Origin of the sequence: Kribbella pittospori, assembly GCF_004331465.1 — a bacterium.
Taxonomy (GTDB): Bacteria; Actinomycetota; Actinomycetes; order Propionibacteriales; family Kribbellaceae; genus Kribbella; species Kribbella pittospori.
Genome location: NZ_SJKB01000012.1, coordinates 21,914 through 47,175, shown reverse-complemented (window position 1 = coordinate 47,175; position 25,262 = coordinate 21,914). Strand labels below are relative to the sequence as shown.

At 68.1% G+C, this 25,262-nt stretch carries 20 protein-coding genes; 6 read left to right on the top strand and 14 right to left on the bottom strand.

Annotation, left to right across the window (positions count from 1 at the left end; genetic code table 11):
• Positions 1–3 precede the first annotated feature (3 nt).
• The 4 genes from metH to E0H73_RS32315 form a co-directional block, all read right to left on the bottom strand.
• Entirely contained in the window at positions 4–3,606 is a 3,603-nt protein-coding gene (gene metH / locus E0H73_RS32330; RefSeq protein WP_131362759.1) for a methionine synthase, read from the bottom strand.
• A gap of 188 nt (positions 3,607–3,794) precedes the next feature.
• On the bottom strand, positions 3,795–4,328 hold the full coding sequence (locus E0H73_RS32325; RefSeq protein ID WP_131362757.1) for a TetR/AcrR family transcriptional regulator: 534 nt from the start codon (positions 4,326–4,328) through the stop codon (positions 3,795–3,797).
• Positions 4,325–5,755, bottom strand: coding sequence for an MFS transporter (locus tag E0H73_RS32320; protein WP_131362755.1), 1,431 nt, complete (start codon positions 5,753–5,755; stop codon positions 4,325–4,327). Before E0H73_RS32320 ends, E0H73_RS32325 begins: the two co-directional genes overlap by 4 nt.
• 925 nt (positions 5,756–6,680) lie before the next feature.
• The gene (locus E0H73_RS32315) at positions 6,681–8,207 is read right to left on the bottom strand and encodes a S1C family serine protease (RefSeq protein ID WP_202867666.1); all 1,527 of its coding nucleotides are present in this window, start codon (positions 8,205–8,207) and stop codon (positions 6,681–6,683) included.
• Here E0H73_RS32315 and E0H73_RS46665 point away from each other — a divergent pair.
• Entirely contained in the window at positions 8,193–8,843 is a 651-nt protein-coding gene (locus E0H73_RS46665) for a hypothetical protein (protein WP_202867665.1), read from the top strand. The two genes, E0H73_RS32315 and E0H73_RS46665, sit on opposite strands and share 15 nt — an antisense overlap.
• Before the next feature lie 40 nt (positions 8,844–8,883).
• Here the strand turns inward: E0H73_RS46665 and E0H73_RS32310 are convergent, their stop codons facing one another.
• Positions 8,884–9,441, bottom strand: a complete 558-nt coding sequence (locus tag E0H73_RS32310) for a TetR/AcrR family transcriptional regulator (RefSeq protein ID WP_131362753.1) — start codon at positions 9,439–9,441, stop codon at positions 8,884–8,886.
• 96 nt (positions 9,442–9,537) lie between these two features.
• On the opposite strand from E0H73_RS32310, the gene E0H73_RS32305 reads away from it, so the two are divergent.
• Positions 9,538–10,368, top strand: a complete 831-nt coding sequence (locus E0H73_RS32305; protein WP_131362751.1) for an oxidoreductase — start codon at positions 9,538–9,540, stop codon at positions 10,366–10,368.
• 1,622 nt (positions 10,369–11,990) lie between these two features.
• A complete protein-coding gene (locus E0H73_RS32300) occupies positions 11,991–12,248 on the top strand; it encodes a hypothetical protein (RefSeq protein WP_131362749.1) in 258 nt (85 codons plus the stop codon).
• 36 nt (positions 12,249–12,284) lie between these two features.
• On the opposite strand, the gene E0H73_RS48080 is transcribed toward E0H73_RS32300, so the two are convergent.
• Complete coding sequence (locus E0H73_RS48080; RefSeq protein ID WP_272949167.1) at positions 12,285–12,419, bottom strand: hypothetical protein; 135 nt, start codon at positions 12,417–12,419, stop codon at positions 12,285–12,287.
• Positions 12,420–12,534: 115 nt separating this feature from the next.
• On the opposite strand from E0H73_RS48080, the gene E0H73_RS32295 reads away from it, so the two are divergent.
• Positions 12,535–12,819: a hypothetical protein gene (locus E0H73_RS32295; protein ID WP_131362747.1), complete on the top strand. Its 285-nt coding sequence runs from the start codon at positions 12,535–12,537 to the stop codon at positions 12,817–12,819.
• Here E0H73_RS32295 and E0H73_RS32290 read toward each other — a convergent pair.
• Both E0H73_RS32290 and E0H73_RS32285 read right to left on the bottom strand, forming a co-directional pair.
• Positions 12,812–13,714 (bottom strand): serine hydrolase domain-containing protein, encoded by a 903-nt coding sequence (locus E0H73_RS32290; RefSeq protein WP_131362745.1) that lies wholly within the window; start codon positions 13,712–13,714, stop codon positions 12,812–12,814. The two genes, E0H73_RS32295 and E0H73_RS32290, sit on opposite strands and share 8 nt — an antisense overlap.
• A gap of 600 nt (positions 13,715–14,314) precedes the next feature.
• Complete coding sequence (locus tag E0H73_RS32285) at positions 14,315–15,457, bottom strand: epoxide hydrolase family protein (protein ID WP_131362743.1); 1,143 nt, start codon at positions 15,455–15,457, stop codon at positions 14,315–14,317.
• A gap of 61 nt (positions 15,458–15,518) precedes the next feature.
• On the opposite strand from E0H73_RS32285, the gene E0H73_RS32280 reads away from it, so the two are divergent.
• Both E0H73_RS32280 and E0H73_RS32275 read left to right on the top strand, forming a co-directional pair.
• On the top strand, positions 15,519–16,463 hold the full coding sequence (locus E0H73_RS32280) for a helix-turn-helix transcriptional regulator (protein ID WP_131362741.1): 945 nt from the start codon (positions 15,519–15,521) through the stop codon (positions 16,461–16,463).
• Between the two features lie 16 nt (positions 16,464–16,479).
• Positions 16,480–17,304, top strand: a complete 825-nt coding sequence (locus E0H73_RS32275) for an alpha/beta fold hydrolase (protein ID WP_131362739.1) — start codon at positions 16,480–16,482, stop codon at positions 17,302–17,304.
• Here the strand turns inward: E0H73_RS32275 and E0H73_RS32270 are convergent.
• From E0H73_RS32270 to E0H73_RS32245, 6 genes are all read right to left on the bottom strand, one after another.
• Positions 17,301–18,899 (bottom strand): phospholipase C, encoded by a 1,599-nt coding sequence (locus E0H73_RS32270; protein ID WP_131362737.1) that lies wholly within the window; start codon positions 18,897–18,899, stop codon positions 17,301–17,303. The two genes, E0H73_RS32275 and E0H73_RS32270, sit on opposite strands and share 4 nt — an antisense overlap.
• Before the next feature lie 20 nt (positions 18,900–18,919).
• Positions 18,920–20,113: a Dyp-type peroxidase gene (locus E0H73_RS32265; RefSeq protein WP_131362735.1), complete on the bottom strand. Its 1,194-nt coding sequence runs from the start codon at positions 20,111–20,113 to the stop codon at positions 18,920–18,922.
• Complete coding sequence (locus E0H73_RS32260; protein ID WP_202867664.1) at positions 20,110–21,231, bottom strand: EfeM/EfeO family lipoprotein; 1,122 nt, start codon at positions 21,229–21,231, stop codon at positions 20,110–20,112. The genes E0H73_RS32265 and E0H73_RS32260 overlap by 4 nt, the downstream gene beginning before the upstream one ends.
• Positions 21,232–21,360: 129 nt before the next feature.
• Positions 21,361–22,269 carry a ribonuclease Z gene (locus E0H73_RS32255; protein ID WP_131362733.1) on the bottom strand — a complete coding sequence of 303 codons (909 nt, stop codon included), beginning with the start codon at positions 22,267–22,269 and terminating at the stop codon, positions 21,361–21,363.
• Positions 22,270–22,278: 9 nt separating this feature from the next.
• A complete protein-coding gene (locus E0H73_RS32250) occupies positions 22,279–24,540 on the bottom strand; it encodes an aminotransferase class III-fold pyridoxal phosphate-dependent enzyme (protein ID WP_131362731.1) in 2,262 nt (753 codons plus the stop codon).
• Between the two features lie 14 nt (positions 24,541–24,554).
• The gene (locus E0H73_RS32245; protein ID WP_131362729.1) at positions 24,555–25,229 is read right to left on the bottom strand and encodes an MBL fold metallo-hydrolase; all 675 of its coding nucleotides are present in this window, start codon (positions 25,227–25,229) and stop codon (positions 24,555–24,557) included.
• Between the last annotated feature and the right edge of the window lie 33 nt (positions 25,230–25,262).

The window sequence follows — 25,262 nt, the reverse complement described above, 5'->3', positions numbered from 1 at the left end:
CCGTCACTCCGGGTCGTAGGCCAGGTTCGGGCGGAGCCAGCGTTCGATCTCGGTGACAGACAGGCCGCGGCGTACGGCGTAGTCCTCGATCTGGTCGCGGCCGAGGCGGCCGACGCTGAAGTAGCGCGACGCCGGGTTGGCGAAGATCAGACCGCTGACGGCGGCGGCCGGAGTCATCGCGAACGACTCGGTCAGGCCCAAGCCGAGCTTCTCCGCCTCGAGCAAGTGGAACAGCTCCTGCTTCTCGGTGTGGTCCGGGCTCGCCGGATACCCGAGGGCCGGCCGGATGCCCCGGAACCGCTCGGCGTGCAGGTCCTCCAGCACCGGCTCGGCGTCCGGCTCGAACCACGCCCGCCGCGCCTCCAGGTGGATCCACTCCGCGAACGCCTCGGCCAGCCGGTCGGCCAGCGCCTTCACCATGATCGCCCGGTAGTCGTCGTTGTTCGCCTCGTACGACGCCGCGAGCGCCTCGGCGCCGTGGATCGCGACCCCGAATCCACCGAGGTGGTCGCCGGACGGCGCGACGTAGTCGGCCAGGCAACGGTTGTGCCGCCCGGCCGGCTTCTCGGTCTGCTGACGCAGCATCGGGAACGACACGTCCAAGCCGTCGAGGATGATGTCGTCGCCCTCGCTGTGTGCCGGCCAGAACCCGTACACACCTTCGGCCGTGAAGGAGCCGTTGGCAACGATCTCGTCCAGCAGCGTGTTCGCGTCGTCGAACAGTTCGCGCGCCACCGGCTGGTCCAGGATCGCGGGGTACTTGCCCTTCAACTCCCAAGCCAGGAAGAGGAACTGCCAGTCGATCATCGCGCGCAGCGTCTCCAGGTCCGGTGACACCCGGCGCAGGCCGGTGAACGCGGGCACCGGGAGCTCGCCGTACTCGACCGGCTCGGCGTTCGCGCGGGCCTGGGCGAGCGTGAGCAACGGGCTGCGCTGCTTGTTCGCGTGCTGCTCGCGCAGCCGCTCCTGCTCAATACTGTTGCTACGGGCAAGCTCTAGCGAACGCTCGTCGTCGAGCAGGTCCGAGACCACACCGACCACCCGCGACGCGTCCAGCACGTGCACGGTGGTCCGCTCGTACGCCGGGGCGATCCGGACCGCGGTGTGCTGCTTCGACGTGGTCGCGCCACCGATCAGCAACGGGAGCTTCAGTCCGCGCCGCTCCATTTCAGCGGCGACGGCAACCATCTCGTCCAGTGACGGCGTGATCAGGCCGGACAGCCCGACCGCATCGGCGCCCTCGGCAACGGCCGTGTCGAGGATCCTTGCCGCTGGCACCATCACGCCGAGGTCGATCACCTCGTAGTTGTTGCAGCCCAGCACCACGCCGACGATGTTCTTGCCGATGTCGTGGACGTCGCCCTTGACCGTGGCCAGCACGACCTTGCCCTGGCCGCGCACCATCTCGGCGCGGCCCTCGCGCCGGGCCTGCTCCTTCTCCGCCTCCATGAACGGCTCCAGGTAGGCGACCGAGCGCTTCATCACCCGGGCGCTCTTCACCACCTGCGGCAGGAACATCTTGCCGGCGCCGAACAGGTCGCCGACGATCTTCATACCGGCCATCAGCGGACCCTCGATCACCTCGAGCGGACGGGGCAGCTGCTTGCGCGCCTCCTCGGTGTCCTCCTCGATGAAGTCGACGATGCCGTGCACGAGCGCGTGCGACAGCCGCTCCTGCACGGTGCCCTCGCGCCAGGTCAGGTCGACCTCGCGCTTGGTGCCCTTGCCCTTCACGTTCTCGGCGAAGCTGACCAGCCGGTCGGTGGCGTCGTCGCGCCGGTTGAAGATGACGTCCTCGACCAGCTCGAGCAGGTCCTTCGGGATGTCCTCGTAGACGGCCAACTGGCCGGCGTTCACGATTCCCATGTCCAGGCCGACCTTGCCGGCGTGGTACAGGAAGGCCGAGTGCATCGCCTCGCGGACGATGTCGTTGCCACGGAACGAGAACGACAGGTTCGAGATCCCGCCGCTGATGTGCACGCCCGGACAGCGTTCCTTGATCAAAGGCAGGGCGTCGATGAAGTTCTTCGCGTAGCCGTTGTGCTCGGACATGCCGGTGGCGACGGCGAGCACGTTCGGGTCGAAGATGATGTCCTCGGCCGGGAAGCCGATCCCGGTGAGCAGGTCGTACGCTCGGCCGCAGATCGCGACCTTGCGCTCGACGGTGTCGGCCTGGCCCTGCTCGTCGAAGGCCATCACCACCGCACCGGCGCCGTAGTCACGGATCCGCCGGGCCCGCTCGAGGAACTCCTCCTCGCCCTCCTTCAGGCTGATCGAGTTGACCACGCCCTTGCCCTGCACGCACTTCAGCCCGGTCTCCAGCACCGACCACTTCGAGCTGTCGATCATGATCGGGATCCGGGCCACCTCGGGCTCGGTCGCGATCAGGTTCAGGAACGTGGTCATCGCCTGCTCGCTGTCGAGCAGGTCGGCGTCCATGTTCACGTCCAGCAGGTTCGCGCCGCCGCGCACCTGCTCCAGCGCCACGTCGACCGCGGCCTGGTGGTTGTCGCCCTCGATCAGCCGGCGGAACTTCGCCGAGCCGGTGACGTTGGTCCGCTCGCCGATCATCACGAACCCGGTGTCCGCACCGATCTTGAACGGCTCCAGCCCGGAGAACCGCGTCGTGTGATCGGCCGGTACGACGGTCCGCGGCGGGAGGTCGCGCACCGCCTCGGCGATCTTCGCGATGTGGGCGGGCGTCGTACCGCAGCAGCCGCCGACGATGTTGACCAGCCCGGCCTGCGTGAACTCCTGCAGCATCCCGGCGGTCTCTTCGGGCGTCTCGTCGTACCCACCGAACGCGTTCGGCAGGCCGGCGTTCGGGTGCGAGGCGACGTACGTGTCGGCGAACCGCGCCAGGTCCACCACGTGCGGGCGCATCTCGGCGGCGCCCAGCGAGCAGTTGACGCCGACGACCAGCGGCTTGGCGTGCTCGACCGAACTCCAGAACGCCTCGACCGTCTGGCCCGACAGGGTCCGGCCGCTCAGGTCGACGATCGTCACCGAGATCCACAGCGGCAGGTCCGGCGCGACCTCGCGGGCCGCGGTCACGGCGGCCTTGGCATTCAGGGTGTCGAAGATGGTCTCGATCAGCAGCAGGTCCACGCCGCCCTCGGCCAGCGCGGCGATCTGCTCGGCGTACGCGGCCTTCACCTGCTCGAACGTCACCGCCCGGTACGACGGGTCCTCGACCCGCGGCGACAGCGACAAGGTGACGTTCAGCGGGCCGATCGAGCCGGCCACAAACCGGCCACCGGCCTCGTCCGCGGCCTGGCGGGCGAGGCGGGCGGCGGCGATGTTCATCTCGCGCACGTACTCCTGCAGGCCGTAGTCGGCCTGCCCGATGCTCGTCGCGGTGAAGGTGTTCGTGGTGGTGATGTCGGCGCCGGCCGCGAGGTACTGACGGTGCACGTCGAGGATGACGTCGGGCCGCGTCAGGGCGAGCACGTCCGGGTCACCGGTGACGTCGTGGGTGTGGTTGCCGAACCGGTCGCCCTGGAAATCCTCGGGCTTCAGCTTGGCGCCCTGCAGCATCGTGCCCCAGGCGCCGTCGAGTACTGCGATCCGCTGATCCAGCAGTTCCCGTAGCGCAGTTTCCGTCATCTGCCGTCCCCTCCAGAGTGACTCCGGAGGCGCCCTTGCAGTCGAAGCCACCAGTCGAGCGTGGCGGACCCGGCGGTCCGTTGCAGCGCCTCTCGGACTGGCCGCACCATGTTAGCGGCGTCGGTCACAGAATTCAGGACGTTTGCCCAGATAGTGAGATTCCTGTCCGGGAAATGATTCTGCAGCGCTCAGTGGATCAGGGCCTGGATACCGGGAGCGTAGAGGTCGGCGATTGTGTCCGGGTCGGCGGCGGCGACCGGGCCGGTCTTGTCGATCGACATGGCGGCACCCAGGCCGAGGAGCTGGCCGGTGATCAGGCCGGCGCGGATGTCGATGTCCTCGCCGGTGAGCCGGGCCGCGAAGCCGCGGGTGACCTGGTCGCGGAAGTGCTCGCGGATCAGGGCGCGCTCGTTGCCGCTGCCGGCCGCGAACACGACCCGGACCAGCAGGTCGAGGCCATTCGTACGGCGGTAGTTCACCAGCGTCAGGACGGCATGTCGGCCGAGTTCCTCGTCGGGCGCGGCGAGCAGCAATTCGGCGGCCTCGCTGAAGTCGGCGACGCGGTCGAACAGTGCTTCCTTGCTGCCGAAGTGCTTGACGATCAGCGCGGCGCTCACGTTCGCGTCGGCGGCGATCCCGCGGAGCGTGACCGCGTTGTAGTCCTGCAGCGCGAACGCCCGGCGCGCCGCCCGCAGGATCGCGATCCGCCCCGGGTCGGTCACGTCGTACTCGCCGTCGTACTGGCTGTTGCCTCTAGATGGACCGGCGTTTGCCGCCGGGCCGGGATGAGCGTCACCAGACCGGCCGCGATCACCGCGGCCACTCCGGCGATGACGAACACGATCAGGTACGCCGACAACGCGGGCGCGACCTGGCCGTCCCTGGCGATCGTCACGCTCGCCAGCACGGTCGCCACGATCGTGCTGCAGATCGCGGAGCCGATCGTGCGCATCAGGGTGTTGAGGCCGTTCGCCGCGGCGGTTTCGGTCACGGGCACAGCATGCATGATGAGGGCCGGAAGTGCCGAGTACGCGACCGCGGTACCGGCTGAGACGACCGTCGCGCCGATGACGATTCCCGCGATGTTGCTGCTGGTGAAGAACCGGACGACGTACCCGAGCGCCATCAGGATCGACGCGACGATCAGGGTGAACCGCGGTCCGCGGGCGGACGAGATCCGGGCCGAGACTGGCGACAGCAGCACCATCGCGACACCACCCGGCAGCAGGCACAGGCCGCTGACGACGATCGACGCGCCGAGGCCGTACCCGGTCCACTTCGGCTCCTGCACGAGCTGCGCGGTCGACAGCGAGTTGGCGTAGAACGAGAAGCCGATCAGCAGGGCGCCGAGGTTGGTGAACAGTACGGCGGGGCGCGCGGACACTCGGAGGTCGACCAGCGGGCTGCGGGTGCGGAGTTCGAAGAATCCCCACAACGGGACGAGCAGTACGGCGACGGCGTACAGGGCGACGATGGTCGTCGTACTCCAGGTGCTGCTCTTCGACACGGCGAGCAGGAGGCAGACGAGGAACGCGCTCAGTCCGAGGGCACCGGGTACGTCGAAGCGGCCGCTGGTCCGGACCGCGGACTCGGGGACGATCAGCAGGACCAGGAGGACGTCGAACAGGCCGATGCCGACGCAGATCCAGAACATGGTGTGCCAGTTCGAGTACTGCACGACCAGGGTCGCGGCCGGGATCCCGAAGGCCGCGCCGACGCCGAGGGTCGAGCTCATCAGCGCGATGGACGGGATCACGCGGCTCGGTGGCAGCTCGTCGCGCAGGATGCTGATGCCGAGCGGTACGACGGCGACCGCGGCCCCCTGGAACGCGCGGCCGACGATCAGCACCGTCAGGTCCGAACTACTTGCACAGAGCAACGAACCGATCACCATCGAGCCCAGCGCGATCAGCAGCACCCGGCGCTTGCCGTACATGTCACCGGCCCGGCCGAGCAACGGGGTGAACACCGCCCCGGTGAGCAGAGTCACGGTGATCAGCCAACTCACATCCGACACCGGACTGTGGGTGATCCCCGGGAGCTCGGGCAGCAGCGGTACGACGATGGTCTGGCTGACGGAAACAAGAACGCCACACGAAGCGAGCGCGGCAAGAATCAGCCGCGGACGGGCGGCAGGACGAACGCTCAAAACACATCCTCACAGCAGTGAACGCATGTTTACTTAGCAAGACTAACGAAACCCCGCCCCCACCGAAAGTTGTTTTCCCCAAACACCCATCCCCACGTCTGACCTATGACCTCGCTCACACCAACCCCCACACGCCACCGCGCAGTAGCAGACCGGATGCCGGTCCCACACCAATCACCCTCCCCCGGCACACGGCGCCGGATGAGGTCTGCCAGGTTCCGCACTCCAAGCCCCCACGCAACTGCGCACGGAGTGAGGCCCCTGGAGGCAGCTCGGCCGAGAGCCGAGAGTGCGGGCTCCACACCCCACGGGAGGCAGCCGTGCGCTCGGGTCAAGCGTGCGGGACCGCACACACCACCAACACCCCGGCACCTCAGCCCGGAGTGCGGTCGCCGCCCCCGGCATCCCGCTCGGACTGATGAGACGGGTGATGAAGTCCGGTGGCGTGAGAGGTGGGTTGCACACATGCCGGGCACCCGGGCATCTGTAGGCAATGACGCGCGTGGGGTTCCACACACCACTCCCCTGCACATCTCCGCTGGGTGAGGAATGGGGAGGTCTCGTGGGGTGCCGGTCTCGCAGCACCCCACCGCGCCACCTGTGTGCCGGGCGGGTTCGTACACCCACCAACGACCCGGCACCTCAGCCCGGAGTCCGGTCGCCGGGAGCCACACCACCCCTCAGGCATATCTGTGCGTGGAGTGAGGAGTGGGTGGGGCTCGCCGGGTCCACCGCCGCCAACCGTGCGCCCGGGCGGGCCTTCCGTCGTACACAGCAAAGACCCCGGTCCCGTTGCGGGATCGGGGTCTTGTGGAGGGGGATCGGGCCCGGGTCCTCTGGGGGAGAGGGAGGTGCTCCGGGCCCGATCGGGGTGGTCCGCCCGGCAGCTAGGGGTGCACTGCGGGCGGACCGGATTGGGGGTTGGTCAGCGGACCGGGCCGGTGATCAGTTCGATCGTGGCCTTGTGCTGCTGACCGGACTGGTCGGTCCAGCCGACCTCGACCTTGTCGCCGGGGTGCTGCTTGTTCAGCAGGCTCGACAGGGCGTCGGCCGAGTCGACCGCGTGGCCGGCGAAGGAGGTGATCACGTCGCCGGCGGCGATGCCGGCGTCGTCGGCCTTGCCGTCCGCGATCACGTCGCCGACTGCCGCGCCGGTGACGTCGGCGTTCGAAACCACCGAGATGCCCAGCATCGGCGAGTCACCGATGTGTACGGCGTCCGACGCCTTGCCGTCCTGGATCTGGTCCGCGATGTCCATCGCCTGGTTGATCGGGATCGCGAAGCCCTCAGTCGTGCTCTGGCCCTGCCCGTTCCCGGAACCACCGTTGCCATTGCCCGAACCGTTGCCGCCCGAGCCATCGCCGAAGCCGTTGCCGTTGCCCGAACCATCGCCGAAGCCATTGCCACCCGAGCCGTCGCCGAACCCGTTGCCGCCGGACCCGTCACCGAAGCTGCCGCCGTTCCCGTTGCCGAACGGGTCCTGCGAGCCGTCGCCGAACGGATTGTCGTTCCCGGTCCCGTTGCCATCCGCCGCCTGAGTCGCGGTTGCCGAGCCACTGGTACTCGCCGCCTGAACTGCAATCGTGGAGCCGCCAGTGGTCGCAGCCGCCTGGCCGGGCCGCCCTTGCCCGCCGTTGTTTCCACCGGACCCAGCAGTGTCGACACCGATGACCTCGCCAGACGCGTTCGCCAGCGGTCCACCCGAGTCGCCGGCCTGGATGTTCGCGTCGGTCTGGATCAGCCCGGTGAGGTTCTCCGGGTCCTGCCCGTTCTCGTCGGTCGCGGTGATCGCCTGGTTCAGACCGGTCACCTTGCCGGCCGCGTAGCTCGGCGTACCGCCGGTACCACCCGCGTTCCCGATCCCGACCACCTGGTCGCCGAGCGCCACCTTGTCCGAGTTGCCGATCTTCGCGGTCTCGAGCCCGGACGCATCCTTCAGCTTGAGTACGGCGATGTCGTGCTGGTCGTCGTACCCGACAACACCCGCCTGGTACGTCTTGCCGTTCCCGATGTCGGTCACGGTGATGGACGTTGCACCCTCGATCACGTGATGGTTTGTCAGCACCTCACCATCGGAGCTCAGCACGATCCCGGTCCCGGCGGCGCGAGCACCTTCGAACCCGAGCACCGTGTTCACATCCACCAGCCCGGGCGAGACCTTCGCTGCGACCGCCGATGCACTGAACTGCTGCTGCGAGAGCTGCGACCCGTTCCCGCCCGCCTGCCGACCGATGCCCCAGGCAACAGATCCGGCAACCAGTACGGCGGCCAGCCCGAGCGCGCCCGCCCCCAGCAACCGACGCCCCCGCCGCCCCGGCCGCGGAGCCTGCGGCCCGAACGGGTAGTACGGCGGCTGCCCATAAGGCGGCTGCCCCGCGTAGTGAGGTCCGGGGTACTGCTGCCCACCATGCTGCTGCCCGTACGCCGGCTGCCCCGCATGCTGCTGTCCCATGTGCTGCCCATACGGCGGCTGCCCGGGGTACTGCTGTCCCACGTGCTGCTGCCCAAACGGCGGCTGCCCCGCAGACTGTCCCGCCTGCTGCGGCGCGCTCTGCTGGCCCGCGTACTGCGGTCCCGCCTGCTGCTGCGCATTCTGCTGTCCCGGGTACTGCTGCGGCCCGGCGTACTGCTGCCCCGGCTGCTGCTGTCCGGCCTGCTGCGGCCCGGCATACTGCTGCGCCGGCTGCTGCTGCCCCTGATACCCCTGCCCCGCCTGCGGCATTTGCTGCTGCGCGCCCTGCTGTCCCGAGCCTTGCTGCTGCACCACGTCCTGGTAGGGCCCCTGCGCCTCTACCTGCTGCTGCACCACGTCCTGGTAGGGCCCCTGCGCCTCTGCCTGCTGATGCGGTGCCTGCTGTGCGCCCGCCTGCTGCGGACCCTGCGGTCCGACCTCCTGGGCGACGTGCTGCGCTGCTGCCTGCTGCGGACCCTGTGGTTCCATCTGGTGCGGGGCCTGTGGTGCCGCTTGGTGCGGACTGGCCTGCCAGCTGTCCGGTTGCTGCGTAGGCTCTTGTCCAGCTTGCTGCCGTTCCGCGCCCTCGTTCATTCCCCTTGCCCTCCTCAGCCAGTTCTCTCTGCAATCGAGTAGAGCGCGCCAGACTGAGAAGACCATCGGGCCAGCCAATGAATCAGCTAAGAATCTTTTCCACCGCCTCCACGACCGCCCGGCGCCGCAACGCCCGGCTCGGTACGCCGGTGCCGTACTCCGGATTCATCGACGACCAACTCGTCGCGATCGCCTGGATCAGCGACAGCAGACTGACCGCAGCGAACTGCCCCGGCACGGCCCGTCGCCGCTGAGCCCGCACGAGATCGTCCAGCCGGCTTCGATTGACCGCGAGAATCGCGTCCAACGGTTGCCCTTCCGGCCGCTCCAACCGGTACCAGACCGACAACCGCAGGTGCTCGGGGTGCTCCTCGAAGTAGTCGAACACCCGCCCCGCGTACGCCGGCAGATCCATCACATCGAACCCCACCTCCTCGAGGTAGGCCTCCACGAACACGGTGAACACCGCGTCGAACAACCCGTCCTTGCTGCCGAAGTACGCGTAGAGCATCGCCTTGTTGCACCCGGCGACCTCGGCGATTCGCTGGACTCGCGCCCCGGCGATCCCACGCGCGGCGAACTCCTCGGTGGCGGCGGCCAGGATTCGCGTCCTGGTCCGATCGGCGTTCCGTTGTTGCATGCGTCCAGCGTACCAACCAACCGGTTAGTTGATTTCTTCGAGATCGCGAGGTTAGCTTAATGAAGTATCCAACCGTTTGGTTAGTTAGGAACGAGCATGAGCACGATTTGGCTGATCACCGGCAGTTCCCGCGGGCTCGGGCGCGCCCTCACCGAGGCAGTCCTCGCCGCCGGCGATCGAGTCGTCGCCACCGCCCGCAAGCCCGAGCAGCTTGACGATCTGGTCGCGAAGTACGGCGATCAAGTGCGGGCGATTGCCCTGGATGTGACGGACGCGGCTGCGGCGCGGGACGCCGTACAGGCCGCGCTGGACCAGTTCGGTGGGCTCGATGTGGTGGCGAACAACGCCGGCTATGCGAACAGCGCCGCGATCGAGGAGACGCCCGACGAGGACTTCCGGGCGCAGATCGAGACGAATCTCTTCGGGGTCGTCAATGTGACCAAGGCTGCGCTGCCGGTGTTCCGTGGGCAGCGGAGCGGGCACTTCCTGCAGTTCTCGTCAATCGGTGGTCGGGTTGGTGGTACGCCGGGGATGGGAGCGTATCAGACCGCGAAGTTCGCGGTCGAAGGGTTCTCGGAGGTGCTGAACAACGAGGTGAAGCCTTTCGGGGTGAAGGTGACGATCGTCGAACCGGGCGCGTTCCGGACCGACTGGGGCGGTTCGTCGATGGCGATCGCACCCGTCGGAGCCGACTACGACGCGACGGTGGGCGAGATGAACCGCTTCCGGCTGGAAACCGACGGCAAACAAGCTGGCGACCCAGCCAAGGCCGCCCGAGCCATCCTCGACATCGTCGCCCTCGACACCCCGCCCCTCCGCCTCCTCCTCGGCAAAGACGCCCTCACCCACGCAGACCGAGCCTCCCAATCCCGAGCCGAAGAAGCCGCCACCTGGTCCCACCTCACCACCTCAACCGACTTCGACTGACCACTACCCGCTGCCCCCCGCCCGACCGGAGGCCGAGGCCGAGAAGCCGGTGCGCCGCCGGTGCCGGAGCCGGGGGCGGGAAGCTGGTGCACCCCGAAGCCGCGGCGCCCAGGGTGGGAGCCGGTACGCCGGCAAGCCGCCGGGCCGAGAGGCCGGGAAGCAGGTACGCCGGGGAGCCGGCGGACCGTTCGCCGTGGACGAGAGCAACGCCGACGAGCTGCGAGGCCAGGACTTCAACGTCACCCCGACGAAGGACAACCCGGTCGTCATCGCCAACGACCCGGGGACACGCGACCAGGCTGCGCCAGGTGTCTCGCCGTCCGGACCGGCCGGGATCGGCGCGTCGTCCCGCTGCACACCACCCGGCGAGAACGCTGACCCGGTACGGGCGCTCCGGGCGTTTCGCTGGGGCCTGCTCCAGTTCTGGGCGAAGGACCTGACGGTCGGAGCAAAGATTCTCTGCACATCTGCTCTTCCTTGTCCTGGGTGGCAGTGCCGGTATTTCTGGTGTCCGGTTACGTCGACAGTTGGCTCGCCGCGGTCATCGTGCTACCACTGTCCGCCGCGTTTGCGTCTTGGATCACCTACCGCGAGCGCGCCACCGCGCGAAAGACGTGACATGGCCGGCCGAGTGGATCGGCCTGCTTGCCGCCGATCTAGCTCGAGGGCGGCCCGGCCGGCCGTGTCCGCAGGACTTTCGTCGGCATTGGCGGGATGAAGGGCGCGAAGGGGCTCGTGACGAACCAGCTTCGGCACTGACGGGTGAGATGGGGCGGGCCGAGCAGCTCAAGGTGGTTGGCGCGGATCGCGGCGGCGTAGGTCAGTCGGTTCAGGTGTAGGTCGACGAGAGTATTTGAGTCGGTGCGGCACACGACGTCTTCCGAGTACCCGCTGGGGCGGCTGCAGAGTTCCGGCCGCGGGTGGCGCAGGATCAGCCAGTAGCGGTCCGCTGGCCTGCGCAGATGGCAGTTGCTGGGCTGTAGGAAAAGACGGCCAGGCCGCCGAACTATAACGAGGGGAGCTCGACTAGTTCAGTGAAGGTAGCCGTCCCACTTGGGTTCGTACCGGCTCCCGCCCGGCATGCCTGATGCTGGCGGAATCGACTCGACTGCGCTTGCCAGCTCGACGTCGACAGGGCCGACCAGATGCCGCCTGCAGGTCGCCCGGGGACCCCGGCCGGCAAGGGCGACACCGAGCTCCACGTCCAGTTTCGAGGCGGACACCCCACGCCCCTCGAACGAGCAGCGGTGACGAGGGTGACAGCGATGGCATTGCTGCTGCTTCCCTCCATCGTGCAGGTTGCCGAGGCGAAGACGAACGCGGGACATGCGTCGGATCTCGTCTTGGGTGGTGATCCTTGCCATGCCGAGACGTCCCTTCGACAACGCCGCCAGGCGAGCCGGCCGCTCCAGGCCTTCTTCTCTCGCAGCAGGGTGAGGTCGGCGTACTCGTCGTTTCGCCAGCCAATGGTCCACCGGGCCTCAGGTAAGGACCACGCCGCTCACAGACACAGAGGTTGGCGAAGGCAACCGGCTCGGGGCAGATCTTGAGAGCCACGGTTAACGGAGTCCGCCTGGTCTTACCCGAGCACGCGGCGTAACTACACGTTGGAGGGTGAGTCGATGAGCAGCGAAGATCAGTTCTGGGTAGCCGAGGAGGATGACCCGGTGCTGGACGAGCTGGAGGTCGAGGTCGAGGCCGACTTGGACCTGATCGTTAAGAGCAGAGGCGACGACACCGATCCCGAACCGCCCAGCCAGTGGCTGGTCGACCCCGAGGAGGTCCAGCTGGAGGAGACCGACCTGGGCAGCCTGCTCGGCGCGGTCGAGACCCTGAAGGGCGATCACCGCGACCACCCGGGAGCCGCATCCTCGGACTGACAAACGGGTGGTAAAGATGGCGGAGACTCGGCGGGCTCAGACCGTCCGTCGTACGCCGTCGGAAGCTGTGGGGCCGGCAGCCTCGGTGCGCCGGTAGGGGCGGCGAGGTCGACGTAGGCCGCAGACGGATGACAGCAGCGCGGCGCGGTAGTCGAGATCGGTGGCCGTCACGCCTGGAGTGAATGGAAAAGGGCCTGCAGGGAGTTGTTGGACACTCCGACTTTGCAATACGTTTTCGACAGTCCGCCCCCGGCATGTCGAGGTCCTGGCCGGCCACCTGTCGGAGGTGTCGAGAAAGGATCGATTCTCGACCACCCCCGACGTCACCGAGACTTCGCAAGCCTTCCCCGGCGGTTGGTACCGCAATCAGTTCTGGTTCCGTCCCTCCGCCCAGGGCAATGTCCTGCTCTGCTTGGGGATCCACGCCAAGATGCTGTACGTCTGCCGCCGTACCCGCACCGTCTGCGTCAAACTCTCGAACTGGCCCGACCCCCAGCGTCCAGCCCACCTACAAGACACCCTGCGCGCCTTCGACGCGTTGACCCCACTACCTCGCAGCTCGATCACTTGAGCCGGTCGAGGATCAGCTCGTGGATCGCGTCGAGTAGCTCCACCTCCAGTTCGGAGTGTGCGGTGACCGTGACGGTGGTCCGTGCCTCGGGGCTGATGAGAGCGTATTGGCCGTAGCTGCCGTCCATCCGGTAGACACCGGCTCGATCGATCCAGACCCCCAGCCCGTAGCCGAGGGTGAACCGCTCGCCCCAGTCGAGAGTGCTTGTGTCGACGCGCTCGGCAGCCATCCGTTGGACGTAGGTTGCCGGCACGATCTGTGCGCCCTCCCATTCACCTTCCTGCAGCAGCAGCCGGGCGAAGCGCGCGAGCTCCTCAGTGCGAAGGAAGAGGTCGCTTTCGGCGAACGGATAACCGCGGGGACAGGTGTGCCACGGCGGGTTGTGCAGGTCCAGCGGTGCGAACAGGCGTGGCAGGAGATAGGCACGCACGTCGGCGCCGGTCGCGCGCTCGACGACCCGGCCGACCGCGTACACACCCGAACCGGTGTAGGCGAACCGGCTCCCGGGCACAGCGTCGAGCGGCGCGGCAACGATCTCCTCAAGCAGATCCGCAGCGTCGATACGCTCGTCGGCGGTCCACTCATGACTCGTGCCACTGGTCATCGTCATCAGTTGCCGCAAGGTGACGTTCTCGACCCCGTCGGCAGCCATGGTCCGGAGGTCGGGGAAGTGATCGAGGAGGCGGTCGTCGAGAGTGAGGCGCCCCTCAGCCTCCGCGAGCCCGACCGCGACCGCGGTGAACGTCTTCGCGATGGAGTAGAGGTTCACCCGGTCATCGGATCGAACCCGATGCTCGACCGGCGGTTCGCCTTCGCGGTAAAGGTGGATCCCGTAGACACCCAGGCCCCGCTCGCGATCCGCGCGGACGAAGTCGTCGAGAACATCGTTGCGCACCGTCGCACCGTACCTCTGGGAAGCCTCCAGGACCATCACAGAACTCCCCTGCGGCCCTACTGTGCATGGACCAGGGGAGGGGTGGAGCGATGAACCAGAAGCTCGAGCTTGGCGCCGATCAGCCTCGCTCCGAAGGAGCCGAGCAGGCGCAGTGACGCCGGGCTGCCGCAGTGGGCCGGGAAGCCGCCGGCGCGGCTGCGGGAAGCCGGAGCCGGGAGGCGGGAAGCCGGTACGCCGGGAAGCCGGGGGCGGGGACGGGAAGCCGGGGGCGGGGACGGGAAGCCGGGGGCGGGGACGGGAAGCCGGCGCCGAGGCCGGGAAGCCGCGAAGCCGGGGACGGGAAGCCGGTACGCCGGCAAGCCGCCGGGCCGAGAGGCCGGGAAGCAGGTACGCCGGGAAGCCGCCTGACCCGGGAGGCCGGTGCGCCGCGAAGCCGGAGCCGGAACTGGGGGCGCGAAGGCGGTGCTGGGGCCGGTGCGGCGGGAAGCTGCGGGGCCGGGGGCGGGAGGCCAGCCGGCCCGGCCGGGCCGCCTAGGTGGGCGGGGCCGGCGAGGGCTGGGGGCTGGGGTTGGGGTTGGGGGGGGGGGGGGGTTGGCGGGGTTAGCGGAGGTCTCGGAAGAAGTCGCGGACGTCGGTGAGTAGGACGTCGGGGATTTCCAGGGCGGCGAAGTGGCCGCCGTGGTCTAGGTCGGTCCAGCGGGTGATGGTGTTGTCGCGTTCGGCGTAGCGGCGGATTGCTACGTCATGGGCGGTGGCCAGGACTGCGGTCGGGACGCCGGAGTTCTCCTTGTGCGCTCCCCACGGCTCCTGCTCCGCGTACCCGACCAGCGCCGCGGAGCCCGCTGTACCAGTGAGCCAGTAGAACATCACGTTGGTCAGCAGCCGGTCCCTGCTGATGATTGCGTCAGGCAACGTTTCCATCGGGTGGGTCCAGGCACGGAACTTGTCCATGATCCAGGCGAGCTGCCCCACCGGCGAGTCCACCAGGCCGTAGGCCAACGTCTGCGGCCTGGTCGACTGGATGGCGATGTAGCCGAACTCCTTCTGCATGAACTCGCCGATCCGCGCGATCCGGTCCTGCTCCAGCGGCGTCAGCGTCTTCAGCTCGTCGTCGCTCAGCGGGAACGGCGGCAACGAGGGCCCACCGTTGGTGTGTACGCCGACGACGTGCTCGCTGGCCGCCCGTGCCACCTCAGGTGATACCGCACCCCCGATGTCACCGCCCTGTACGCCGTACCGTTCGTAGCCGAGGCGATCCATCAACTTGGCCCAGGTGCGGCCGATCTGCTCGCGCGTCCACCCGCGCTTCGAAACCGGTCCGGAGAAGCCGAAGCCGGGCAGCGACGGGATCACCAGATCGAACGCGTCCGAAGCCACCCCACCAAAAGACACGGGGTCGGTGAGCGGCCCGATCAGGTCGAGGAACTCGACGACCGACCCGGGCCAGCCGTGCGTCAGGATCAGCGGAAGCGCGTCCGGCTCCGGCGACTTCACGTGCAGGAAGTGGATCTGCTGATCGTCGATCACGGTCGTGAACTGCGGATACGCGTTGAGCTCCGCCTCCGCCGCGCGCCAGTCGTAGCCGGTTCGCCAGTAGTCGACCAGTTCGGCCAGCCAGGACACCGGTACGCCGGTGTCCCAGTCGTCCCCCGGGAGCGCGGCCGGCAGCCGGGTGTTCTCGAGGCGAGTAGCGAGGTCGTCGAGGGTGCTCTGCGGGATGTCGATGCTGAATGGCTTGATCATGCTTCAACTCTCTCATCCAGTTAGGACAGCTTCAGTCCTAACTGGATGAGAGAATCTGAGCATGCTGGAAACCTCCGCTCGACTGCTCAAGCTGCTGTCGCTGCTGCAGTCCCCACGGGACTGGAGTGGAGCCGACCTGGCCACCGAGCTCGGCGTCGGCGTCCGGACCGTCCGCCGGGACGTGGACAAGCTGCGCAACCTCGGATACCCGGTCGACGCAGTACCGGGGGTGGCCGGCTATCGGCTCGGGGCCGGCGCTGCGCTGCCGCCGTTGCTGCTCGACGACGACGAGGCGGTGGCGGTCGCGATCGGACTCAGAGCGGCCGCGACCGGCAGCGTCGCCGGGATCGAGGAGTCGTCGGTCCGCGCGCTGACCAAGCTCGAACAGGTGCTGCCATCTCGGTTGCGGCATCGGGTCAAGTTGCTACAGGCAGTCGCGGTCATGCCGTCGGGCGGAGCGACTGTGCGGCCGGAGGTGTTGCTCGCGGTGGCAGAGGCCTGTCGCGATCGGCAGCGGCTGCGGTTCGACTACCGCAGCCATGACGGTACGGCGGGACGTCGTACGACGGAGCCGCATCGGATGGTGCACACCGGGAGACGGTGGTATCTGGTTGCCTGGGATCTCGACCGGGACGACTGGCGTACGTTCCGGCTCGATCGGCTGGAGCCGCGGATCCCGACCGGGCCGCGGTTCACGGCACGCGAGGTTCCCGATCTGGACGCGACCGCGCGTGGAGTCGCGTCGGGTGGTTATCGCTACCAGGCACGCTTCATCATCGAGGCGCCGGTGGAGGTCATCGCGGATCGGCTCGCGCCGAGCGTCGCGACGGTGACACCGATCAACGCGAGTACGACGCAGGTCGACACCGGCGCCAACTCGCTGGACGAACTGGTCCTGCACATCGGCCTGCTCGGCTATCCGTTCCAGGTCCAGTCACCGCCGGAACTCATTGCCCACGTCAAAGAGTTGACGACTCGCCTGAGTGCCGCGGTCCCGCCGGACTGAGCGGTAGCGTTCAGTCATGCTGCTCGCTGGGGTGGAGGATCGGTACGTCGAGACCGTGCTGGGGCGGATCCGGTTGCGAGTCGGCGGCGAGGGGCCGGCGATGCTGTTCTGGCCGAGCCTGTTGATGGACGGCACGCTGTGGTCGGCTCAGGCAGCGCACTTCATCGACCGGTTTCAGGTCGTGCTCGTCGATCCACCGGGACATGGTGGGAGCTCGGCACTGACCGGACCGTTCAGCTTCGAGCAGTGCGCCGAGGTGATCCGCGCGATCATCGACGAGCTCGGCGTCGACCGAGTACATGTCATCGGCAACAGTTGGGGCGGCATGATCGGCGGCACGTTCGCCGCACTCCACCCGGATCGGACCGGCATCGCCGTACTCATGAATGCGACCGCGTCACCGGCCGGCCTCAGGCAGAAGTTCGAGTACGGCGTACTGACGCGGACGGCTCAGCTCCTCGGCGGGATCCGCGGACCGCTGAAGAACCCGGTCCGCGACGCGTTTCTCGGTCCGACGACGAAACGCGAGAAGCCAGATGTTGTTGCCACGGTCAACGAGCTGGCGCGACGGGTGGACATCACCTCCGGGAGGCACGCGGTCACCAGCGTGGTCCCGCGGCGGCCGGACCAACGGGAGTTGTTCGCGCAGATCCGCACGCCGGTTCTGGTCGTCGCGGGCGCCGAGGACGCAACCTTCCCGGTCCTCGAGACGGAGGAGATGGCCGACTCCATCCCCGGCGCCCGCTTCGTCGTTCTAGAACAGTCGGCACACTTGGCCGCCCTCGAATCCCCCAGGGAGGTCAACGGCCTGATCGACGACTTCCTCGCCGATCACCTTTAGTGAACGACTGCTCCGGTCTTCGGGTCCAGGATCAGCTTCTGCCTGCTCGGGTGCCGGAAGTCGAACATGCCGTTCAGGCTGCCGGCGCGCTGGTCGAACGAGTGGTCGCCGATCTGGCCGGTCCGCCAGTTGTCCTCGATGAACTTCAGGATCGAGGTCTGGTCGGTCAGCGAGTGGTCGACGTGGTTGGTCTTCGCGTACGGCGAGATCACCAGCAGCGGCAGGCGCGGGCCGTAGCCGCAGCGGTCGGCGTAGCCGCCGGACACCGGAGCCTTGCCACACAGCGCCGACTGGTCGAGCGCGGCGTCCTTGGAGCCGTTCACCGTCGGCGACTTCACGTGGTCATACCAGCCGTCGGAGTCGTCATAGGCCAGGACGACCGCGGTCGACGACCACTCCTTGGACTTCTGCAGCTGGTTGATCTCCTTGACGATGAACGCCTGCTCGTCCAGCGGGTCGGAGTAGCCGGCGTGACCGTCCTGGTACTCGCCGGCCTTCAGGAAGCTGACTGCCGGCAGGTTGTTCGCCGCCACGGCCGCGTCGAAGTCCGACGTGTCGTACTGGTGGTTGGCCTGGTCGGTGCGACCGATGGCCTGCACCGAGGTCGGCGGCAGGTGCTTCGGGTTCGCCGTCGACTTGTAGTACTCGAACGGGTTGTGGTGCGGGCTGTAGTCCAGCGCCGCGATACCGCCGACGTTGGTGTGCTGTGCGCCGCAGACGGCCTTACCGTTGGCGGTGCTGGTCGGCTTGAAGCCGCCCTGGAACCAGCCCCAGGTGACGTGCTTCTGGTTGAGCAGGTCGCCGATGTTCTGCCCGTGCATCGCGGCCAGGTTGTTCGTCGACTTGCCGTTGCTGTTGGAGCAGTCGTCGTAGAACGGGTCGGGGTCGTTGGTGACGGTGCCGATGCCGTTCTTGTCCGGCGACTGTACGGCGTACGCGTCCGTGGTGGGCTTGCCGGTCTTCGGGTCCATCGCCTGGACGCCGTGGGTCTGGCCGGAGATCAGGTTCAGCGCACCCGGGGTGGACGGGCCGTACACCGTGTCGAACGAGTTGTCGCTCAGCGCGTAGTGCTGGGCGTAGTTCCACATCGCGGTGACGGTGTTGCCGTCGTAGTAGTCCATCACCAGGCCCGGCTCGCCGAACAGCACGGGCTGGCCGGTGCACTTGTCGGTCTCGGTGTTCTCGACGAACTTGTCCATCTTGCGGCCGTCGACGGCCTTCTGCTCCGGACCGTAGCCGTGGTTCTGGTCGCAGGTCAGCGCCTGCGACGGAGCCAACCGCTTCGGGTCGTAGGCGTTCGGGTTGTGCGTCAGCAGTTGCTTGGACAGGCCGTTCACCTTGGGCGTGTGCCGGTCGGCCTTGAACGGCGTACCGTCGGAGTTCGTCGCGTTCGGGTAGGTGCCGAAGTAGTGGTCGAACGAGATGTTCTCGCCGAAGATCACCACCACGTGCTGGATCGGAGTGGCCGGCTGGGCCGGCTTGTACGAATAGGCGGCGTTGGCCACCTGGTTGGTGTCGCCGCCGCTACAGCCGGCCAGCAACACGCTGGCCGCGGCCACAGTGGCCGTGGCTGCGACACGAAGTCTTGCACGCATGCCTTCTCCTCCTGAGTAACTCATGCGAGCAACGACCGCCCGAAGTGGTCGTTGCTGTCCCGTACACCGGGAAGCGCGAAGAAGTACCCGCCGCCGACCGGCCGGATGTAGTCGACGAGGGGTTCGTCGATCAGCCGGGTCTGCACGGCCTCGAACTGCCGGGCGATGTCCTGCTGGTACGCGCAGAACAGCAGTCCCATGTCCAGGTCCCCGACCGAGTCGGTGCCCTTGTCGTAGTTGTAGCCGCGGCGCAGGAACTGGCTGGCCGCCGTGTCCGCGGTGCGGGGGTTGGCCATCCGGATGTGGCTGGTCAACGGGATCGCGCCGCCGGTCGGGTCGGCCGGGTAGTTGGGGATGTCGCTCTCGCTGTTGCCGTCCAGCGGCGCGCCGGAATCCCGCCGCCGGCCGAACATGTTCTCCTGCTCGCCGACCGACACCCGATCCCAGAACTCGACCAGCATCCGGATCTGGCGCAGTACCTGATAACTGCCGCCCTCGGTCCACGCCGGCTCAGTGTTGGCCTTGCCGACCCACACGAGCTTGTCATGGTCGGCCAACGAAGGCTTGACGATGCCGTCCTTGAAGCCCATCAGGTTGCGCTGCGTGCCGGACGGCCGCGGCGGGCTCTGGAAACCGTCGACCCGCCAGCGCAACTGCATCGCGCCGCGGGTGTGCCGGGCGATGTCCCGCAGCGCGTGCAGCACGGTGTCGGTCTCCGACGCGCACAACTGCAGGCTCAGATCCCCGTGGCACTGGCTGTCGTCCAGGCTGTCATTGGGGAACTCCTTCATCGCCGTCAGCCTCGCCGGCTTGCGATCCTTGAGGCCGTACCGCTCGTCGAACAGCGACGCCCCGACGCCGACGGTGATCGTCAGGTCGTCGCCGGGCATGTCCGGGCCGAGTACGCCGGAGTCGGCCGGCGGGGCGGTGATCCCCAGCGGCGGCAGCGCACCGCCCGCGGTGAGCAGGCGCGCCCGGTCGGTCAATATCGTGAACATGTCGGTGAGCTCGCCCTTGTTGGCGGCGATCACGTCGAACGACGCGAAGATCGCCTGCTTCTGCGGGTCGGTGGTGATACCGGCCTGGTGTACGCCGTGGAACGCCACGGAAGTCGACGTCGCCGCGTCGGCGGACACCGTCAGCCCGGTCACCGCAGCCGCGCCGGCCCCGGCAAGCGCGCCACGCAGGAAGGATCGACGGCCGACGCCGGTCATGAACTTCTCCGTACTTCGCAGAGGGCGGCGACGGGCGCGAGTAGCTCCAGCAGCTCGCCAACCGCACCGTTGAGCTGTTCCCGGGTGGTCTGGTCCAGCTGAGCGACCGCCGTGCTCCGGTGCGCGGTCAGCAGCGCGCGCACCCGCCCCTCCCACTTCTGCACCTGGGGTAGGTCCGGGTCACGAGGCTCGAGCACCGGGTCGAGGATGGCCAGCACCTTCGCCGTACCGTTCAGGTTGGCCAGCGCGGTGTTCAGCGACGTACCGCTGCCCTGGTCGTTCTCGCCCGTCAGCTCGAACTGGAGGGCGTTCTCCATAATTTCGTGGGCGCGCAGCCCGAGATCGTTCGGATCGACCTGTTCGTTGGGCAGGTCATGCTGCAAGCCGTGGACGTCGGCGGCCAACTGGTCCGCGATCGGCTTCAGAGAGGCGGCGGAAGCGTTGCGCCACAGGCCTTTCTCCAACGGATGGAAGCCGGCGGATCCGTCGATCTTGTCGGCGAAGTCGCCGAACGCGTCGTAGGCCGCGCCGAGCGAGTTGTACGCCAGGTGCGCAGGCAGCCAGTCGACCCGGGCGGCGGCCAGGTTGCCCGCATCCACATCGGCGCGCAGCTTGTCCGTCTTGACGGCCAGATCGGCGACGCCGCCGGCGACCGCGGCCTCGTACTGCTTCACCAGCGGCAACATGTCGTTCTTGGTGACGGCGACCACGGCCGGACCGCCCTTCGCGTCGCCCGCGACAGTGACCGTCGGACCGGTGATGGCGTCGGTGTCCTCGATCAGGCAGCGGATCGCGTACTGCCCGGCGGCGAGCTGCACGTCCATCGGCGCGCTCGTGTTCGGGCCCAGGCCCTCCACCTCGCCGTACACCTTGTTGCTGCGGACCTCGACGAGGTCGACCTCTGCGGCCGCGTCGCCAGTGTTGTGTACGACGATCGTCTGCCGGCCGGTCTTCGCGCCGCTCCAGCCCTGCCCGCACTGACTGCGGGACACGGTGATCTGGGGCGGGCCACCGGCCGCGTCGGCGGAGCCTGACCAGGGCCGCCACACCGCCACCGCCACCACCGCGCCAACAACGACCAGTGCGATCGCCGCCGGCAGTGGACGGGGAGTGCGCACGAGGGGTCGCTCCTGGGTGATCGGCAATTTCCATTGGTGAGCAATGCTTCGCGGGCAATGCTAGGACCGCCGTCACCGGAGCCGAGCCCTGTTTGCCAGCTCGTCACGCACTGTTCGCCCAAGCCCGAGCTAGCGGCGGGACGGGACCACGGTCCGGCTGAGGTCGGAGGCGACCACGATCTCGCCGGAAAACTCGGCGGCGGCTTCCTCGTGGAAGCGTTCGGGTTCCAGGTAGCGCTGGGAGAAGTGGGTGAGGACCAGCTTCCGCACACCACATTCGGCTGCGACCCGGGCGGCCTGACGCGCAGTCAGGTGGCCGAAGCGCCGGGCCAGTTCTGTCTCCGACGACAGGTACGTCGACTCGATCACCAGAAGGTCCGCGCCGTCCGCGAGGCGGAGGACGTTGTCGCAGAGCCGGGTGTCCATGACGAACGCGAAGCGCTGGCCCGGGCGAGGTTCGCTGACGTCCTCAATCCGGATCACCCGTCCGTCGACGTCCAGCGAACCGGCCTGCTGCAATTGGCCGATGGCGGGGCCTGCGATGCCAACAGCAGCGAGCTTGTCGGGAAGCATCCGGCGCCCATCAGGCTCGATCAACTGGTAGCCGAAGGACTCGATCGGATGCTCCAGACGCCGCGCCCAGAGCTGACCGAACGACCCGACCGACAGCAGCCCGTCGTCCTCGACCGGTTCCTCGAGCAACTCGGCCCGCTCGAAGAACGAAGCGGCGTACCGGAGCCTGGTGAAGTACGTCTGCCCGGACGCCGGATAGTGCGCGTGGACCGCATGGGACACCCCGTCGAGTGACAGCCGCTGCACGATCCCCGGTACGCCGAGGCAGTGATCGCCGTGGAAGTGCGTGACGCACAGCCGCGTGATCGCACCGGCCGAGACCCCGGCGTACAGCATCTGCCGTTGGGTCCCCTCGCCCGGGTCGAAGAGGAATCCCTCGTCGTCCCAGCGCAGGAAGTACCCGTTCTGCGTGCGTTCGCGAGACGGCACCTGGCTTCCGGTGCCCAGCACAACGAGTTCACGCACCCGCCCAAGCTAACGCAGCGCCGCCTCGAATGCCGACAGGAATACCTCCACGTGCGACGACTCCCAGATCAGCGGCGGCCGGATCTTCAGCACTCCCCCGCCAGGCCCCGTGGTCCCGACGAGTACGCCGTTGTCCCGCAAGCGCTCGGCGAAGTCGCCGGCACCCGGCATCTCCACTCCGACCATCAGCCCCTGCCCGCGCACCGGCAGATCCGGCACCAATGACTCCAACCCGGCCCGCAACTGCGCACCGACTTCACCGGAGCGAGCAACCAGGCCGGTCTGCTCGATCACGTCCAGCACGGTCAGCGCGGCGACGCATGACACCGGGTTTCCCCCGAAGGTGCTGAAGTACTCGTCCACCTCGACGAACGCCTCCGCGATCTCGCGCCGGGTGATCAGCGCCGCGACCGGATGCCCGTTGCCCATCGGCTTGCCGAGCGTGACGAAGTCCGGCGTCAGCCCGAAGTCCTGGAACCGCCACAGGTTCTGCCCGCCGCGACCGAATCCGGCCTGCACCTCGTCGGCGAGGAACAACCCGCCGGACGCCCGCGCCTCGTCCTGCAACCCCCGCATGAACGACGACCCCGGCATCAGAATCCCCGCACCACTGAACACACTGTCCACCGCAAGCAACGCCAGGTCGTGGCCCGCCCGCCCCAGCTCACCGCGCGCGCTCCGGACTCGCTGTGCAGCCGCCATTCCGTCATCCGCAGGATCCCGAGGCGCTTCGAACACAGCCACATGGGCCGGCCGCGCAGACGCCGGATAGGTGTTCGTCGAGAACGCCGCCGTCGCCTCACTGACCCCGTGGTACGAGAGATCCGCGACGATCGCACCGTCACGACCGGTCACCACTCGCGCCATCCTCCAGGCCAGGTCGTTCGCCTCGCTCCCCGAGTTCGCGAACACACAGGTGTCCAACCCGGCAGGCATCGACGCGACCAACCGTTCCGCCAGCTCGACCACGTTCGGATGCAGGTACCGCGAGTTCAGATTCAGTACGGCGGCCTGCCGCGAAAGCGCCTGTACGACGGCCGGATGCGCATGCCCGACGACGGGAACGTTGTTGTAGGCATCGAGATACCGCCGTCCGTCGGCAGTGTGGATCCACGCGCCCTCACCCCGCACGACCTGCAACGGCTGCCGGTAGAACAGCGGCGACAACTCACCGCCGAGCGCGGCCTCGCGTCGCACCTGCAAGGTGGGATCGGCGGCCTGTGCGGAAGCGACCCGCGAGGTGCCGCACAGGCGATGGAAGCGCTGCGCGAGTTCGGCTGGCTCCACAGCGCTCAACAGGTCGAGGATCCGCCAGCTTCCTGCTACCAAGCTGGTCAGATACTCCTCGTTGGCCGGATAGAGCGGCGCACGCCAAGCCGAGATGAGCACGCTGGCTGCGGACCGGGCGAGCACCAGCTCACCGATCAGCTCCACCTCTGCCGGCTCGAGCGGAAGCACTCGCTGATACCCGTCCAGGAAGCGGCCGGCGTCCGCCCACAGATCGTTGGATTCCCGCAGCAACGAGGTCAGGCTGATCGCCAACTCGGCGACACGTGCGGTGTGGTGCATGTCGCCGAAGTCGATCACGCCCGTGATGCCGCCGTCCTGCATCAGCACATTGCTCAACGTCACGTCGCCGTGCAGCACCGATCCGGGCAGCGCCCGCGTCGCCGCATCGAGTCCGTCGAAGCGATCGAGCAGTCTCAGCATCGGTTCACGGCGATGCTCCTCCGGCAGCCGATCGGCGTACGCGCGAAGGCTGGTGACGATCCGCGGATCCCAGTCCAGCCGCCGGTACGCCGCTGGATGTCCGAAGCCCTGCAACGCGCGGGTCAGCCGAGCAGCCACGGCCCCGAAGTCGGCCGCGAACCACTCGGGCAGCGCGGCGAGATCGGCGACCTGGCCAGGCATCACCGTCATCACGCGGACCTGATGCTTGCGGCCGTCAGCGGCGTCGACCATCACCACCGCGCGGCCGTCGATGCTGGGCACCACGCGCGGGATCGGCAGACCGGGATCGACCACCGCGACGTGGTCCATCGCCGCGCACTCCATCGCGATCTGCTCCGGATCGTCGCCGGAGTTCGACACCTTGACCACGAGCCGCTGCCCGTCGGCGTCGGCGAGGAAGTTCCGGTCGCGCTCACTGCGCAGCTCGGTCACCTCGGCGTCGAGGCCGTACTCGGACCGCAGCAGTCGCGCCGCCGTACCGAGGTCGAGCTCAGGCGGATCCTCGAGCATGCTCGGCGTCCGCTCGGGGATGGTGTCCACGGCAACTCCTCTGCTCACGGGACCCTGAATTCCAACGGCATCGGCTCCTCCGCGTAGGAGAACTCGCCGCTCTCGTCGACGCGGATCGCCTGATCATGACCCGGGTACACGATGTCGGCCAGCGCCGCGACGCGTTCGACGGAAGCATCCGCGCGCTCTTGATCGTACGGTCTGCCCGATGCCCGGCAGGCTCGGAGGACGGCCAGAGTCGGAACCGCATCAGCCGCGAGTACGGCGGTTCCTTCGGCGGTGGAGACCGACAGCCCGATCGAGCCCGGAGTGTGCCCCGGCAGCTCCACGATCTCGACGCCCGGCATCACCTGATGCCCTTCGACCGCCTCGCGGAGCTCCAGACCATCGAACATCGCCTTCGTCCAGCGCGGAACGATCGGAGCGTCGGGCAGATGGTTCAGCTCGGCAGGATGGACGAAGACCTGCGCACCGGCGAAGAGGTCGACGTTCTGCGCGTGGTCCCAGTGCGCGTGCGACAGCACCACCTGGTCGAGGTCGCCTGGCGCCAGGCCCCGGTTCGCCAGCGCCTCGAGCAGGTGCCGGCGACGGCCGACGTGCCCGAAGTCGAACAGGACGCGCTGGTTTCCGTCCTCGACCAGAAGCACCGAGCAGAACGCCGGGTTGCCCTGGTTCGAGGTCAGTAAGTGACCGGTCAGAAGCGTGGTCACCGTCGGCATGAAGCCTCCAGGAGGTGGAGCAGCAGCGCCCCG